Origin of the sequence: Streptomyces sp. NPDC058045 (assembly GCF_042885635.1) — a bacterium.
Classification (GTDB): domain Bacteria; phylum Actinomycetota; class Actinomycetes; order Streptomycetales; family Streptomycetaceae; genus Streptomyces.
The window spans coordinates 51,524-66,243 of the sequence record NZ_JBHVRR010000013.1 but is presented as its reverse complement, the minus strand read 5'-3'; the positions used below and the strand labels follow the sequence as shown (position 1 = coordinate 66,243).

The following is a 14,720-nucleotide window of genomic DNA, read 5'->3' as shown; positions in this document are numbered from 1 at the left end:
GCCACGGGCCTACGGAAGGATCGAGTCGACGTAGCCGCCGTCCACCCGGACCGCGCCGCCGGTGGTGGCGGAGGCGTAGGGGGAGGAGAGGTAGACGACCAGGTGGGCGATCTCCTCGGGTTCGATCAGGCGCTGGATCAGGGACTGCGGGCGGTGCTTGACCATGAACTCGTGCTGGGCCTCGTCCCAGGGCAGTTCCTCGCCGACGAGTTCACGGACGAAGGTCTCGACGCCACCGGTGTGGGTGGGGCCGGCGATCACGGAGTTGACGGTGACTCCGGTGCCGGCGGCGTCCTTGGCGAAGCCGCGGCTGACGGCGAGCAGTGAGGTCTTCGTCATGCCGTAGTGGATCATCTCGGCGGGGATGACCACGGCGGAGTCGCTGGCCAGGTTGAGGACGCGCCCCCACCCGCGTTCCTTCATGCCCGGCAGATGGGCGCGGATGAGGCGGACCGCGGAGAGGACGTTGACCTCGAAGTAGCGGCGCCACTCGTCGTCCTCGATGTCCAGCGGCGGGGCGGAGCCGAAGATACCGAGGTTGTTGACGAGGATGTCGACGTCCGGCACCGCCTCCCGTACGGCGGCCGCGCCTTCCTCGGTGGCCAGGTCGCCCACCGCCCCGGTGACCTGGTCGCTGCCGGAGTCTGCGGCGACGGCGCGGACCGCCTCCGCCACCCGGTCGGCGCCGCGGCCGTTGACCGCCACCCGGGCGCCGGCCCGGGCGAGGCCGGTGGCGATGGCCTGGCCGATGCCCTGGGTGGAGCCGGTGACGAGGGCGGTACGGCCGGTGAGGTCGATCTGCATGGGTGCTTCTCCCGGGTCGATGGAGTGGGGCGGAGCAAGTCCGGTGTGGTTGGGGTCAGTTGAAGGTGTCGGGGTCGGGGCCGGTGCGCAGGTCCCGGTCGAGGCCCGCGAGGGCGGTCAGTTCGGTGTCGGTGAGGTCGAAGCCGAAGACGTCGAGGTTCTGCCGGATGCGGTCGGGTGTGACGGACTTGGGGATCACGATGTTGCCGATCTGAAGGTGCCACCGCAGCACGACCTGCGCGGGGGTGGCGCCGTGGGCCTGCGCGATGTCCGCGATCACCTCGTCGCCGAGGACCGCGCCCTGCGCCAGCGGGCTCCAGGCCTCGGTGGCGATGCCGTGCTCGGCGTGGAAGGCGCGCAGTTCCTTCTGCTGGAGGCCGGGGTGCAGCTCGACCTGGTTGACGGCGGGGACGACCCCGGTGTCGGCGATGAGCTGCTCCAGGTGCGCGGCGGTGAAGTTGGAGACGCCGATGGCGCGGGTACGCCCGCCGGCCAGGATCCGCTCCAGCTCCCGGTAGGTCTGGCGGTACAGGTCGCGGGCCGGGGTCGGCCAGTGGATGAGGTAGAGGTCGACGTGGTCGAGGCCGAGGCGGTCCAGGGAGGCGTCGAAGGCGGCCGCGGCCTTGTCCCGGCCCTGGTCGTCGTTCCACAGCTTGGTGGTGACGAACAGTTCCTCGCGGGGGATGCCGGAGGCGGCGAGGGCCTTGCCGACGCCGCGTTCGTTGCCGTAGACGGCGGCGGTGTCGATGCTGCGGTACCCGGCGTCCAGTGCGGTGGCGACGGCGGCGGTGGTCTCCTCGTCGGGGACCTGGAACACCCCGAAGCCGAGCTGCGGCATGGTCACATCGTTGTTGAGCGTCACATTCGGTACGGAGGTCATGGGAACGCCTTTCTCTGGCGGGGTGTGTGGTGAGGTCGCTGGTGGTGCGGTACGGGTCGGGTGGGTACGGGGTTCCCCGGTGGGCGCGGTGGTATCGCGGTGCCGGGTCACGGTGCCCGGTCGGGTGGGGTCAGGGGCCGGAGGTGCGGGCCGAGCAGGCGGCGGTGTCGGGGGTGCCGGCGGCGATGACGGGGCTGGGTGCGGCATAGCCGAGGCCACCGGAGATCACCAGGCCGCCGAGCCACGCGGCCAGCGCGTTGCCGAGGTTGAAGGCGCCGATGTTGGCCGCGGAGGCGAGGGTGGGCGCACCGTGGGCGTGGTCCAGGACGCGCTTCTGGAGCGGGGGGACGGTGGCGAAGCCGAGGGCGCCGACGAGGAAGACGGCCACCACGGAGGCGGGCTTGCCGGATGCCAGGAAGGTGAACAGCAGCAGCACCAGGGTCAGGCCGCCGAGCGCGGTGAACAGCATCGGCATCAGCGCCCGGTCGGCGAAGCGGCCACCGATCAGGTTCCCGGCGACCATGCCGAGGCCGAAGACCACCATCAGCCAGGTGACGGAGGACTCGGCGAAGCCGCTGACCTCGGTCATCATCGGCGCGATATAGGTGACGGCGGCGAACACCCCGCCGAAGCCCAGCACCGTCATCCCCATGGCGAGGACGACCTGCGCGTTCCGGAAGGCGGCCAGCTCGTGCCGTAGCCGTACGCACTGCGGTCGGGGCAGTTCGGGGACGAGGAGGGCGACTCCGGCCAGGCCGAGTACGCCGAGGGCGGCGACGAGCAGGAAGGCGACCCGCCATCCGGCGTGCTGCCCGACGAAGGTGCCGAGCGGGACACCGACGACATTGGCCACGGTCAGGCCGGTGAACATCAGGGCGATGGCACCGGCCCGCTTCCGGGGTGCCACCAGGTCGGCCGCGACGACGGAGCCGATGCCGAAGAAGGCGCCGTGCGCGAGCGAGGCCACCACCCGGCCGATCAGCATGACGGCGAAGACCGGGGCGACGGCGGAGACCAGATTCCCCAGGATGAACAGGCCCATCAGCAGCATGAGCATGGTCTTGCGGGAGATCCGGGTGCCGAGGGCGGTCATGATCGGTGCGCCGATCACCACGCCGAGGGCGTAGCCGGTGACGAGGAAGCCGGCGGTCGGTACGGACACATCGAGGTCCGCGCCGACCTGGGGCAGCAGCCCGATCATCACGAACTCGGTGGTGCCGATTCCGAAGGCCCCGATGGCCAGGGCCAGCAGTGCGAGCGGCATGACAGGTTCCTTTGGTGTTCAGGCGTTCAGGGAGAGGGAGTTCAGGAAGAGAAGGGGGATGGCGGGGAGGCAGGCGGAGCGGCACCCACGGGAAGATGCGTGAGCGCCTTAACCTGCACACGCAATAGTTGCATACGCGGGCTATCTGCAAACGCGGGTACCCTGGGACATGTGTCCCCGCCCGCCCCGACCGAGGGAGCCACCGATGACCGCCACCGACCCGGCGCTGACCGCCCTGGCCCATAGCTGGTCGGCGCTGTCCCTGCTGCACGGCCGTATCGAGAACCGGGTCGAGCGCGCACTCCAGTCCCGGCACCGGCTGAGCGCACGCGAGTACTCGCTGCTGGATGTGCTGAGCCGGCAGCACGACGGGGAGGGCGGGCACCTCCAGATGCGGCAGGTCGCGGACTCCGTGGTGCTCAGCCAGAGCGCCACCACCCGGCTGGTGACCCGCCTGGAGGACCGCGGGCTGCTCGCCCGCTACCTCTGCCCCACCGACCGCCGCGGTATCTACACCGATGTCACCGAGGACGGCCTGCTGCTGCTGGCCGACGCCCGCCCCACCCACAACCTGGCGCTCCGCGAGGCCCTGGACGAGGCAGCCGACGAACCGGCACTCGCCCCGCTGGTGCGCGCCGTCGAGCAGTCGCAGGGGGCGACGACCACCCCGTGATCCAGGGGGTGCCTCCCCGATCTTCGTGGATCAGGCCGCGGCGTCTGGAACGTGCTCTCGGTGTGCCGGTCAAGCGCCCTCGTACTGGACGTACTTGGGCGTTTGGCTCGTGCAGCGAGAGTGCGTGCCAGGGGTCGCGGGCCCGCGAAGATCGGGGAGGCACCCCCTAGAGCTCCGGCCCCCGACCCGACGTTCCGTCAACTGCCCTGTCCACGGCCTCGGTCAGCGTGGTGAGGGGGACGGAGGCGGCGGGGCGGTGCAGTCGGGCGAGGCCGTCGGCGGTCTGCTGAAGGGTGTCGTTGACGGGGGTGGGGACTCCGAACTCCCGTCCCAGCAGGGCGATTTCGCCGTTGAGGTAGTCCGTCTCGACGGTGCCGGTGCCGCGGTGCAGCGACTGCCAGGTGGAGCCGCCGCCGCGGGGTGCGCCGGGCAGCGGTTCCAGGGTGATGCGGTCGCCGCGCGCGGCTCGTTCCTCCGCGGACCGGGTCCAGGCGATCCCGGCCGCGGTGAGCACCGCCTCGCCCTCGGCGCGGGCCCGGACGTAGAGCGCCTCGCCCGCACCGCCGGGGGTGACGGGGCCGGTGGCGGCCTCGATGGCGTTGCCCAGATTTCCGAGGAGTTTGGCGTACTTCCAGCGCATCACGTCCGCCACCACGGGCGCCGCGAAGTGGGATCGCTCCAGATCGGCGGCGAGGGCGCGGGCGGTGTCATCAGTGCCGCGGGGGTAGCGGCCGAGGTGCAGGATGCCGGTGAGTGGGGCGCCCGCAGCGGAGACGGCGCCCGGTTCGACGAAGGTGCACGGCAGCCAGACGCACATCCCGTACACCCGGTGGAAGCGGCGCAGCGCCATCCGTTCGCTCGCCACGCCGTTCTGGGCGCAGACCAGGGGCAGCCGGGCGGGCGCGGCGCCGCCGCCGGCCACCGGGCGCGGGCCCCAGGCGTCCAGGGCGGCGACGGTGTCCTGGGTCTTCACGGCGAGCAACAGGACGTCGTCGGGGCGGAGTTCACCGAGCTGGGCCGGGTCCCGGACGACGGGCAGGCGGTGGGTGCGGGTGCCTTCGGGGGTGGTGAGGTGCAGTCCGCTGGTGTGCAGGGCGTCGTGGTGGGCGCCTCGGGCGGCCAGAACCACCTGGTGCCCCGACTCGGCCAGGCGGCCCCCGACGGTGGCGCCGACCGCTCCCGCTCCGATGATGACGTAGCGCATGGGCCGAGACTGCCACAACTGCCCGGCGGGGGCGGTCAGTCGGCGTCCGGGCGGTACGGGGTGCCCTGGTGGTGGTAGAGGCGCCAGCCTTCGGGAGTGCGGCGCCACAGGGAGCTGCGGTGCACATGCCGCTCGCCGTCGAAGGTGTCGTAGACGAGGTGGACCAGGTCCTCGGCGAGTCGCACTCCGTGCAGATCGGTGACGGTGGCGGCGCCGCCCTCGGGGCGGTCCTCGGCGGCGAGCAGGGCGAGGATCGCGGGGCGGTCGTAGCGGCGGCCGGAGGCGCCGGTCTCATGGAATTCGGGGTGCAGCAGTGCCGCGGCGCGGGCCGGGTCGCGGCGCAACCCGGGCTGGAGCAGGGCGAGTTCGGCGGCGGTGGCGGCGGCGACCGGGTCCGTGTCGGGCTCGGCGGGGAGGCGGTGTGCCGGGTCAGTCACGGGTCATCTCCACGAGGCGGGTCACCGTGTTCCAGTTGCGGCTGGTGGCGACCAGGGGGCGGACGAGACCGGGCCGGGAGAGGGCGGCGGCCAGGTCGGAGCGCCCGACGCCGTCCGGGGCGTAGAGGTAGAGCACCCGGTCGCCGAGGCGGAACTCCTCGGGCAGATAGGCCTGTTGGTCCAGGGTGGCGAAGCGTTCCGGGGTGACGGGGCCGGAGAAGAAGGTGGCGTGGAGCTGGCGGCCCTCCAGTTCGGCGGCCGGGAAGGGGCAGGCCTCGGCGACGGCGGCGAGGTAGGCGTGGTCGCGGACCAGGCAGTCCACCGGGAAGCCGAAGTGCCGTTCCAGAGCCTCGGCGAGTTCCGCGGCGAGCGCGTCCTCGTCGTGCCGGTCGCTGGTGAAGACGGCGTTCCCGCTCTGCAGATGGGTCCGTACGTCCTGGTGGCCGAGGCCCGTGAGGAGGGTCCTCAGCTCCGCCATGGGGACGCGCTTGCCGCCGACGTTGATCCCGCGGAGCAGCGCCGCGTACGGGGTGCGGGCGCCTTGGGCGCGCCGGGTGGTGGTCATGGGGCCAAGAGTAAGGCGGCCGGCGCGGACGGCCGGGGCGGCCGCCGTGCCCCGTGGGGGCGGGCACGACGGCCGCGGCCGGGTGCGGGTGCACCGCCGCACGGGGACCCGTACGACGGTGCGCCTGCGAACTCACTTACCGCTCAAGGGTGTTGAGCAGCGGGAGAGGGTGTCCCCTCCGGGTGTGCTACCAGGGCCAGTCCCAGCCACCGTCGTCGTCGCCGTCACCGTCGTCGTCACCGTTGTCGCCGCCGCCGGCCGCGTCACCGACGTGGAGCAGCAGGTTCGGGGTGTCGCCGGTCGGGTTGGAGATGGCGTCCTTGACGGCACCGTCGGTCAGCGCCTTGGACACGTCCTCCGGGGTGGCGTCGGGGTTCTCGCCCACGTAGATGGCTGCCGCACCGACGACGTGCGGGGTGGCCATCGAGGTGCCGGAGATGGTGTCCGTGGCGTCGTCGCTGGTGTTCCAGTCCGAGGTGATGTCCTGGCCCGGAGCGTAGATGTCCACGATGCTGCCGTAGTTGGAGAACGAGGCCTGCTGGTCGTCCTTCGTGGAGGCGGCCACCGTGATGGCCTCCTCGACGCGGGCGGGCGAGCTCTGGCTGGCGTCGGCGGTCTCGTTGCCGGCCGCGACACCGTAGGTGACACCGGACGCGATGGAGCTGCGCACGGCCTCGTCCAGGGCCTCGTCGACGCCGCCGCCGAGGCTCATGTTGGCGACCGACGGGCCCTGGTGGTTCTTGGTCACCCAGTCGATACCGGCGACGACCTGCTCGGTGGTGCCGGAGCCGTTGTTGTCGAGGACGCGCACGGCGACGATCTTGGCCTTCTTGGCGACACCGTGGGCGTCACCGGCGATGGTGCCGGCGACGTGGGTGCCGTGGCCGTAACCGTCGTCCGCGTTGTCGTCGTTGTCCACCGCGTCGTAACCGTACGAGGCGCGGTCACCGAAGTCCTTGTGGCTGATGCGGACACCGGTGTCGATGACGTAGGCGGTGACGCCCTCACCCGCGCTGTCCGGGTAGGTGTAGGCGTTGTCGCCCTGGGCGTCCTCCTGGTCGAGCCGGTCCAGGCCCCAGGACGGCGGGTTGTCCTGCGTCTCGGAGACGTGGAAGGTCTTGCTCTGGACGACCTTGGCGACGGACGGGTCCGCGGCGAGCTGGCGGGCCTGCTCGGCGCTCATGCCGGAGACCGAGAAGCCGTTGATGGAGGAGAAGTTGCGCTTGACGGAGCCGCCGTACTCCTTGGCGAGGTCCTTCTTCGCGCTGAACTGGGCCTTGCCGTCGAGCATCACGATGTAGCTGCCGGCCACGGCGCCCTTGGCGTCGGCACCGTAGACCTTGCCCTCGGCGTGGGAGGCGGCACCGGCGGCGGGGCCGGCGAAGATGGAGACGCCGACGGCGGTGGCGACGGCGGCTATCGCGGCGGTGGTCCGAAGGGAGCGGGCACGCTTGGGAGTTGCCATGGAGAGGGGCTCCTCGTTTGTGGGGGGATCTATGGGTTTTGTACGCTCGTCTGCTGCGTGGGGTCGCAAACTCAGATCGATCTACCCCCGTAGACCCGGAGGGCATCCGGGGGTTGGCACGAAACCCTGACGGATTGACACGGTCAGATCAAGACCTTCATGCGCCTGTGACTTGTTCAACAAAAATTCTCAACACCAAACCGCCATCAACACGGCGGAACGGGCGTGGAGTTCAAGCCGTTCGCGACGGAGAGTCGCATACGCGGGCCGACTTCCGGGCACACGAGGAGGAGCGGCGGACCCCACCGGAGACGGCGGGCCCGGCAGCATCGGGCACTCCTGTGCCTGTGACCTGTCGGCGGGCGATCGTCCCCACCCCCGGCCGCGGACCACGGGCAACAGGGCACCCCGCCCTCGGCGTTGGCCCGGTGGGGGTGTGCCGATGACGGGGCGCCGAGCGGGACGGGGAGAAGGTTCGACTAAAACCGCGGGCGCGGGCCTCGACCGATCCCCCGGCCCGCCGCCGCGGCTCAACTCCTCGGCAACCGGGCCTCGATGAGGTCGGCGGCGCGACGGGTGCCGCCCTCCGCGGCCATCCCGTCCCGGATCCCGGCGAATCGATGGGCCACCTCCGGATCGTCCGCCACCGCCAGTACCGCCTCCCGCAGGGCCGCCGCATCGGCCTGTTCGGCCGGCAGTCGGCGGGCCACCCCCAGCGACTCCAGCAGTGCCGCGTTGCCGAACTGGTCGGCCGCCTGCGGCACCGCGACCATCGGGGTGCCGGTCGCCAGCCCCTCCTGGCAGCCCCCGGCCCCGGCATGGGTGACGAAGGCGTCGGCCTGCCGCAGCACGGAGAGCTGCGGCACCCAGGGATGCACCTCGATGTTGTCCGGTACATGCCCCAGCTCCGTCGGGTCGACCTGGCGGCCGATGCCCAACACCACATGCCAGCCCGGGAGTTCACCGAAGGCCTCGACACAGGCGCGGTAGAAGGCGGGCTGCTTGGTGAAGGCGGAGCCGAGGGAGACCAGCAGCACCCGCTCCGCGTCCGCCGGGCGCCGCCACCGCCCCTGCGCCGCCCGCTCGCCCTGGCAGGCGCCGACGAAGGTGTACACCGACTCGTCGACCCGGTCGGCGTTCGGCTGGAGGACCTTGGGCACCAGCACCAGGCAGCGCGGCGGATGCCCCATGAACTCCTCCACGGTGAGGCTCATCCCGTGCTCCGCGATCCACCCGGCGAAGGTCTCCAGGAAGGCCCTGCCGCGCTCCGTCCGCCGCAGCGGCTGGTCGAAGACGGGCTGCCAGACCTCCTCCTCGTACCCCTGCCAGGCAACGAAGTTGGGCGAGAGCTGGATGAGGGGGACGCCCCAGCGGTGGGCGAGGACCCGGGCCGGGTAGGCGGTGATGTCGTAGAGGACGAGGTCCGGCGCGTCGTCCCGGTAGGCCTCTTCGAGCTGTGGCAGGGCTTGGAGGGCGTCGGTGAGGAACGGCTCGACGTTGTCGATGAGTTCGGCGCCCCAGTCCTCCGGCCGGTCGTCGGTGGGCAGGATGGACGTCCACACCTTCGGCTCGGCACCGGTCTCGGCGACGATCCCGGCGAAGGACGGCGGGATGGCGTACGTGACCCGGTGGCCGCGGGCGACCAGCTCCCTGATCACCTCGATACTCGGGTTCACATGGCCGTGGGCGGCGATGGAGAACATCGCGATATGCGCGGGGCGTTGGGGCATACCGCAGACCTTAACGATACGTCTCGTCTCGCGCGAACCGTTTTCCGAGCGTCCGGCCGCCGGTGACCGGCCCACCCCTCCGGGTGCGAGACTGGCGGGCGTGGACGACCGGGAAGGCCGGCCCCGGAAGAGCAAGGAGAGCGGGGAGAGATGGACGAGGCGCGGGCACGCGAGGTACTGGAGGCGGCACCACTGCCCGAACTGCCGGCCGGTGCGGCCGCCGGGGCGCGCCTGGCCGCGCTCGGCGAGAACGCCGTCTTCACCACCGCGGAGCTGGCCGTGAAGATCAGCCGGGCCGACGCCGCCCTGCTGGACCGCGCCACCCGCGAACTCCGTATCGCCCGCTGGCTGGAGGCCGAGGAGATCCCCGCGGTACGCGCCGCGCGGGCGGAGCCGCTGGTGGTGGACGGGCATCCGGTGACCGTGTGGCACCGGCTGCCCGAGGCGGTGCGCCCGGCCGAGGCGGCCGATCTGGCGGGGCTGCTGCGGCGGGTGCACGCCCTGCCGGGGCCGCCGTTCGCCCTGGGGCGGCGGGAGTTGCTGGGCGGGGTGGAGCGGTGGCTGCGGCTGGCGGGGGACGCGGTGGACCCGGCCGACGCGGACTATCTGCGCCGCCGCCGGGACGGCTTCGCCGAGGCCGCCGCCGCCCTCACGCCTCATCTGCCGCCCGGCCCGATCCACGGCGACGCCCTGCCCCGCAATGTCCATATCGGCCCCGGCGGTCCCGTCCTGGTCGATCTGGAGACCTTCGCCTCCGATCTGCGGGAACACGACCTGGTGGTGATGGCCCTCTCCCGGGACCGGTACGGGTATCCCGCCGAGGGCTATGAGGCGTTCGTCCGCACCTACGGCTGGGATGTGCGCGAGTGGGAGGGGTGTGCGGTGCTGCGCGGCGCGCGGGAGACGGCGAGCTGTGCCTGGGTGGCGCAGCACGCCCCGGCCAACCCGAGGGCGCTCACCGAATTCCGCCGCCGGGTGGCCTCACTGCGCGCGGAGGACCCCACCGTCCGCTGGTACCCCTTCTGACCCGCCCTTCCTCAACTCCCTTGTGTCCGCCCGCAGTTCACCGCACCGGATCGGGTATCGCGCGCAACGGCCAGGCACCGTCCACCACGGCGTCCGGAGTGCCCTGGCGGCGTAGATAGCTCTGGAAGTCCGCGGCCCGCTCCGCGCTCCAGGTGATCTGCCGGCGGTGCAGCTCGGCCGGGCCGAGACCGGCGATCTTCGGGTGCCGCTCGGCTATCGCCGCGGCCAGCCGGGCCGCGGCCAGCGCGTCGGCCGAGGCGTCGTGCGCCGCCTCCAGCAGCACCCCGTACTCGGCGCAGACCGCCTCCAGGGTGCGTTTGCCCTTGCGGTACTTGTCCACGGCGCGGTCGATCGTGTACGGGTCGACGACCGGGGCGGGCGGGATGCCGCCGAGCCGCTCGGCCAGCGACGGCAGCCCGTACCGTCTCAACTCGGCGCTGAGCAGCGTCAGATCGAAGGAGGCGTTGTACGCGGCGACGGGTGTGCCGCCGCGCCAGGCGTCGGCGAGGACCGCGGCGACGGCCTCCGCCACCTCGTCCGCGGGGCGGCCCTCGGCACGGGCCCGCTCCTCCGTTATGCCGTGCACCGCGACCGCGTCAGCCGGTATCGGTACGCCGGGATCGGCCAGCCACTCCCGCCGGCCCAGCGGCCGGCCGTCTCTCAGCTCGACGACCGCGCCGGTGACGATGCGCGCCTCCAGCGGATCGGTGCCCGTCGTCTCCAGGTCGAAGCCGATCAGCAGCTCCCGGTGCCAGGCCATGTGCGCCCCCTCCTTCGTGGTGCTCCCCCATGGCTCTCCACCCTGCCATGCGGCACTGACAACGCGGCCGGCCCCACTGCGTGGCCGGGGCGGCGGGTCAGGACACCGGGCGCGAGTCGGCCCAGGCGGACTCGAACTCCTCGCGGTAGATGGGGAAGAGCCCCCGGTCCATCGGCTCGGCGCCCGGCCGCCCGGCGCCGCCCGGCCCCTCGGCGCGCACCAGCCGCCCGCTGCCGCGCAGGACGAACACCGGGGCCTCCATGCCGCGGGCCCGCCGCAGATAGGACTGGACGACGGCTATCCCGTCGGGGCCGTCCCCGTCGACCAGGTAGGCGGTGAAGCGGGGCGTCTCGTCGTAGACCTGGATCTCGAAGGCGCCCGGGTCGCGCAGTTCGGCCCGGACCCGGCGCATGTGCAGGATGTTCATCTCGACGGAGCGGCTCAACTCACCCCGTTTGAGGCCGAGTTCGCGTTCGCGGCGCTTCACCGCGCTGCTGGCCGGGTTGAGGAAGAGGAGCCGCACCCGGCTGCCGGACTCGGCGAGCCGGACCAGGCGGCGGCCGGAGAAGTTCTGCACCAGCAGGTTGAGGCCGATCCCGGCGGCGTCCAGGCGGCGGGCCCCGCCGAAGAGGTCCTCGGCGGGGAACTGCCGCAGCAGCCGCACCCGGTCCGGGTGCACCCCCACCACGTCCGCGTACCGGTCGCCGACCAGGTCCTCCACCGCGTCCACCGGCAGCCTGCGGGCGGAGGGCACATCGGCGCCGGAGCCCAGGATGTCCAGCAGCCGGGCGGCGGCGCGCTCCGCCTGGGCGAGGACGGTCTCGGAGAGCGCCCGGTTGCGGGAGACGACATTGCGGGTCACCTCCAGCTCATCCAGGGCCAGTTCGAGATCGCGCCGGTCCTCGAAGTACGGCTCGAAGCAGGGCCAGTGCTGGACCATCAGCTCGCGCAGTTGCGGCAGGGTGAGGAAGCTGAGGACGTTGTCGTCGGCCGGGTCCAGCAGATAGCCCTTGCGGCGGCTGACCTCGCGGACCGCGACGGCCCGCTGCACCCACTCCTGCCCGGCCGGCCCGGCCGCGGCCACCACCCAGTCCTCGCCGTGCACGGGGGCGTACACCGGGCGGAGCACGGCGGCGACGACGGTGCGCAGCCGCTGCTCGACCAGGTTCAGCCAGATGTAGGCGCGGCCGGCGCGCTGGGCGCGGGTGCGGACCTCGCGCCAGGCGTCGGCGCCCCAGTCCAGCTCGGGTCCGATCTGGGTGGCCGGCTCGACCGGCCGCGCCAGGGACACCGCTGAGGGCGGGGCCTTCGCGGAGCCGCTCCCCTCGTGACCCTCGTCACCAGGGGGCAGCTCTCGCCCTCCCGAGCTCACCCGTTACCTGCCTTCCCCTGCCGGGACCGCGCCCCGGGCGCCCTCGCCCGACGCCGCCCGGACCTCCCCGTTCAACGATCAAGGAAGGGTACTCCGCATCCGGTGGGCGGTGCAGCCGGATGCGGCCGGTCTTTTCCCAACTCTCCCTTGGCGCACGGTTGTTCCGCACCGGTGGGTCACCGCGTACCCGCCGGTGACCGTGCCGTGGCGAACGGGCGTTCGACGGGCGGGCGGGACGGTCACCCGGTAGGCGGGGCAGAAGTCCTAGGAGGTTTCCGGACTTTCCGGAACACTCTGGGCGGAGTGGCCCCCAGACCCAGGGCCGGGAGCGGAAGGCTCAATCGATGCAGGTCTGGCCTGGACAGGCATACCCCCTCGGCGCCACCTACGACGGCGCCGGGACCAACTTCGCGGTCTTCTCGGAGGCCGCCGACCGGATCGAGCTGTGCCTGCTGCACGACGACGGCTCGGAGACGGCGGTGGAACTGCGCGAGACGGACGCCTTCGTCCGCCACGCCTACCTCCCCGGTGTGATGCCGGGCCAGCGGTACGGCTTCCGGGTGCACGGCCCCTACGCACCCGAGCGCGGTCAGCGCTGCAACTCCGCGAAGCTGCTCCTCGACCCCTACGCCCGCGCCGTCAGCGGCAAGATCTCCTGGGGCGAGGAGGTGTACGGCTACCGCTTCGGCTCCCCGGACAAGCGCAACGACATGGACTCCGCCCCGCACACCATGACCTCGGTGGTGGTCAACCCGTACTTCGACTGGGGCGACGACCGGCTGCCGCGTACCGACTACCACCGCACCATCCTCTACGAGGCCCACGTCAAGGGCCTGACGATGACGCACCCCGCGCTGCCGGACGAGCTGCGCGGCACCTACGCGGCGCTCACCCACCCGGCGATCCTGGAGCATCTGACCGAACTCGGCGTCACCGCACTGGAGTTGATGCCGGTGCACCAGTTCGTCAACGACCACCGCCTGGTCGAGATGGGCCTCAACAACTACTGGGGCTACAACACCATCGGCTTCTTCGCCCCGCACAACGCCTACGCCTCCTGGGGCGACCGCGGCCAGCAGGTCCTGGAGTTCAAGTCGGCGGTGCGCGCCCTGCACAAGGCGGGCATCGAGGTCATCCTCGACGTCGTCTACAACCACACCGCCGAGGGCAACCACCTCGGCCCCACCCTCTCCTTCCGCGGCCTGGACAACGCCTCCTACTACCGCCTCGCCGACGACGCCCGCTACCACATGGACACCACCGGCACCGGCAACTCCCTGCTGATGCGCTCCCCGCACGTCCTCCAGCTCATCATGGACTCGCTGCGGTACTGGGTGACCGAGATGCATGTGGACGGCTTCCGCTTCGATCTGGCGGCGACCCTGGCCCGGCAGTTCCACGAGGTGGACCGGCTGTCGTCGTTCTTCGACCTGGTGCAGCAGGACCCGGTGGTCTCCCAGGTCAAGCTGATCGCCGAGCCGTGGGACGTCGGCGAGGGCGGCTACCAGGTGGGCAACTTCCCGCCGCTGTGGACCGAGTGGAACGGCAAGTACCGGGACACGGTGCGCGATCTGTGGCGGGGCGAGCCGCGCACCCTGGCCGAGTTCGCGTCCCGGCTGACCGGCTCCTCCGACCTCTACCAGGACGACGGCCGCCGCCCGCTGGCCTCCATCAACTTCGTCACCTGCCACGACGGTTTCACCCTGCACGACCTGGTCGCCTACAACGACAAGCACAACGAGGCCAACGGCGAGGACAACCGGGACGGCGAGAGCCACAACCGCTCCTGGAACTGCGGCACCGAGGGCGACACCGACGACCTCGCCGTACTGGAGCTGCGGGAGCGGCAGATGCGGAACTTCATCGCCACCCTGATGCTCTCCCAGGGCGTGCCGATGCTCAGCCACGGCGACGAGTTCGCCCGCAGCCAGCGCGGCAACAACAACGCCTACTGCCAGGACGGCGAGCTGAGTTGGGTGCCCTGGGACGAGGGGGACGGGGACGCCCGGGAGCGGCGGCTGGCGTTCACCCGGGCCATGGTGTGGCTGCGCCGCGACCACCCGGTGTTCCGGCGGCGCCGCTTCCTGCACGGCCGCCCGGTGCGCGGCACCCGAGACGAACTGTCCGACATCGCCTGGTTCACCCCCGAGGGCGAGGAGATGACGCAGCGGGACTGGAGCGCGGCCCCGGCCAGCGCGCTCACCGTGTTCCTCAACGGCAACGCCATCTCGGAGCCGGGGCCGCGCGGCGAACGCATCGGGGACGACTCGTTCCTGCTGATGTTCAACGCCTCCCCCGGCGCACTGGACTTCCTGGTACCGGCCCACCACGGCAGCCAGTGGCAGGTGGTGGTGGACACGGCCCGCTCGGACGGCGTCCCCCCGGGCACCGGCCCCCGCGTCAAGGCCGGTGACCGGCTCACCCTGATCGACCGCAGCCTCACCGTGCTCCAGCGCCCCGCCTGACCACCCCGCCGCCGGGCCACACCCCCATGGCCCGCTCCGGCGGGACGAAGCCGAGCCCAGCGGGTAGCGATACCC

General features: G+C 72.1%; 12 protein-coding genes and 1 pseudogene. 3 read left to right on the top strand and 10 right to left on the bottom strand.

What is annotated here, in order from left to right; translation table 11 throughout:
• Positions 1-9 precede the first annotated feature (9 nt).
• From ACFVST_RS11200 to ACFVST_RS11190, 3 genes are all read right to left on the bottom strand, one after another.
• Positions 10-804: an SDR family NAD(P)-dependent oxidoreductase gene (locus ACFVST_RS11200; RefSeq protein WP_390149153.1), complete on the bottom strand. Its 795-nt coding sequence runs from the start codon at positions 802-804 to the stop codon at positions 10-12.
• 55 nt (positions 805-859) lie between these two features.
• The gene (locus tag ACFVST_RS11195; protein ID WP_390149151.1) at positions 860-1,684 is read right to left on the bottom strand and encodes an aldo/keto reductase; all 825 of its coding nucleotides are present in this window, start codon (positions 1,682-1,684) and stop codon (positions 860-862) included.
• A gap of 130 nt (positions 1,685-1,814) precedes the next feature.
• Positions 1,815-2,948 (bottom strand): MFS transporter, encoded by a 1,134-nt coding sequence (locus tag ACFVST_RS11190; RefSeq protein WP_390149149.1) that lies wholly within the window; start codon positions 2,946-2,948, stop codon positions 1,815-1,817.
• A gap of 205 nt (positions 2,949-3,153) precedes the next feature.
• Here ACFVST_RS11190 and ACFVST_RS11185 point away from each other — a divergent pair, with 205 nt between their 5' ends.
• Positions 3,154-3,621, top strand: a complete 468-nt coding sequence (locus ACFVST_RS11185; protein WP_390149147.1) for a MarR family winged helix-turn-helix transcriptional regulator — start codon at positions 3,154-3,156, stop codon at positions 3,619-3,621.
• A 166-nt stretch (positions 3,622-3,787) separates the two neighbouring features.
• Here ACFVST_RS11185 and ACFVST_RS11180 read toward each other — a convergent pair whose 3' ends face one another.
• The 5 genes and pseudogenes from ACFVST_RS11180 to mgt form a co-directional block, all read right to left on the bottom strand.
• Positions 3,788-4,825: a ketopantoate reductase family protein gene (locus ACFVST_RS11180; protein WP_390149145.1), complete on the bottom strand. Its 1,038-nt coding sequence runs from the start codon at positions 4,823-4,825 to the stop codon at positions 3,788-3,790.
• Positions 4,826-4,860: 35 nt separating this feature from the next.
• Positions 4,861-5,262, bottom strand: coding sequence for a DUF4440 domain-containing protein (locus ACFVST_RS11175; RefSeq protein WP_390149143.1), 402 nt, complete (start codon positions 5,260-5,262; stop codon positions 4,861-4,863).
• A complete protein-coding gene (locus ACFVST_RS11170; protein ID WP_390149141.1) occupies positions 5,255-5,827 on the bottom strand; it encodes a DUF1697 domain-containing protein in 573 nt (190 codons plus the stop codon). The genes ACFVST_RS11175 and ACFVST_RS11170 overlap by 8 nt, the downstream gene beginning before the upstream one ends.
• 268 nt (positions 5,828-6,095) lie before the next feature.
• Positions 6,096-7,292, bottom strand: a pseudogene (locus ACFVST_RS11165) (S8 family peptidase); the annotation flags it as partial.
• Between the two features lie 530 nt (positions 7,293-7,822).
• Positions 7,823-9,022 carry a macrolide-inactivating glycosyltransferase gene (gene mgt / locus ACFVST_RS11160; protein ID WP_390149139.1) on the bottom strand — a complete coding sequence of 400 codons (1,200 nt, stop codon included), beginning with the start codon at positions 9,020-9,022 and terminating at the stop codon, positions 7,823-7,825.
• 150 nt (positions 9,023-9,172) lie between these two features.
• Here mgt and ACFVST_RS11155 point away from each other — a divergent pair, with 150 nt between their 5' ends.
• On the top strand, positions 9,173-10,048 hold the full coding sequence (locus ACFVST_RS11155) for a phosphotransferase enzyme family protein (protein WP_390149137.1): 876 nt from the start codon (positions 9,173-9,175) through the stop codon (positions 10,046-10,048).
• Positions 10,049-10,085: 37 nt separating this feature from the next.
• Here the strand turns inward: ACFVST_RS11155 and ACFVST_RS11150 are convergent, their stop codons facing one another.
• Together ACFVST_RS11150 and ACFVST_RS11145 are read right to left on the bottom strand one after the other, a co-directional pair.
• Positions 10,086-10,808 (bottom strand): exonuclease domain-containing protein, encoded by a 723-nt coding sequence (locus tag ACFVST_RS11150; protein WP_390149135.1) that lies wholly within the window; start codon positions 10,806-10,808, stop codon positions 10,086-10,088.
• Positions 10,809-10,905: 97 nt separating this feature from the next.
• Positions 10,906-12,180: an SAV2148 family HEPN domain-containing protein gene (locus ACFVST_RS11145; protein WP_390149133.1), complete on the bottom strand. Its 1,275-nt coding sequence runs from the start codon at positions 12,178-12,180 to the stop codon at positions 10,906-10,908.
• Between the two features lie 344 nt (positions 12,181-12,524).
• On the opposite strand from ACFVST_RS11145, the gene glgX reads away from it, so the two are divergent.
• Entirely contained in the window at positions 12,525-14,645 is a 2,121-nt protein-coding gene (glgX, locus tag ACFVST_RS11140; RefSeq protein ID WP_390149131.1) for a glycogen debranching protein GlgX, read from the top strand.
• Positions 14,646-14,720: the final 75 nt, after the last annotated feature.

What these genes read in the sequence shown, in the direction of transcription:
- ACFVST_RS11200 (WP_390149153.1), bottom strand. Translation starts at nt 804, where the DNA reads ATGCAGATCGACCTCACCGGCCGTACCGCCCTCGTCACCGGCTCCACC.
- ACFVST_RS11195 (WP_390149151.1), bottom strand. Translation starts at nt 1,684, where the DNA reads ATGACCTCCGTACCGAATGTGACGCTCAACAACGATGTGACCATGCCG.
- ACFVST_RS11190 (WP_390149149.1), bottom strand. Translation starts at nt 2,948, where the DNA reads ATGCCGCTCGCACTGCTGGCCCTGGCCATCGGGGCCTTCGGAATCGGC.
- ACFVST_RS11185 (WP_390149147.1), top strand. Translation starts at nt 3,154, where the DNA reads ATGACCGCCACCGACCCGGCGCTGACCGCCCTGGCCCATAGCTGGTCG.
- ACFVST_RS11180 (WP_390149145.1), bottom strand. Translation starts at nt 4,825, where the DNA reads ATGCGCTACGTCATCATCGGAGCGGGAGCGGTCGGCGCCACCGTCGGG.
- ACFVST_RS11170 (WP_390149141.1), bottom strand. Translation starts at nt 5,827, where the DNA reads ATGACCACCACCCGGCGCGCCCAAGGCGCCCGCACCCCGTACGCGGCG.
- mgt (WP_390149139.1), bottom strand. Translation starts at nt 9,022, where the DNA reads ATGCCCCAACGCCCCGCGCATATCGCGATGTTCTCCATCGCCGCCCAC.
- ACFVST_RS11155 (WP_390149137.1), top strand. Translation starts at nt 9,173, where the DNA reads ATGGACGAGGCGCGGGCACGCGAGGTACTGGAGGCGGCACCACTGCCC.
- ACFVST_RS11150 (WP_390149135.1), bottom strand. Translation starts at nt 10,808, where the DNA reads ATGGCCTGGCACCGGGAGCTGCTGATCGGCTTCGACCTGGAGACGACG.
- glgX (WP_390149131.1), top strand. Translation starts at nt 12,525, where the DNA reads ATGCAGGTCTGGCCTGGACAGGCATACCCCCTCGGCGCCACCTACGAC.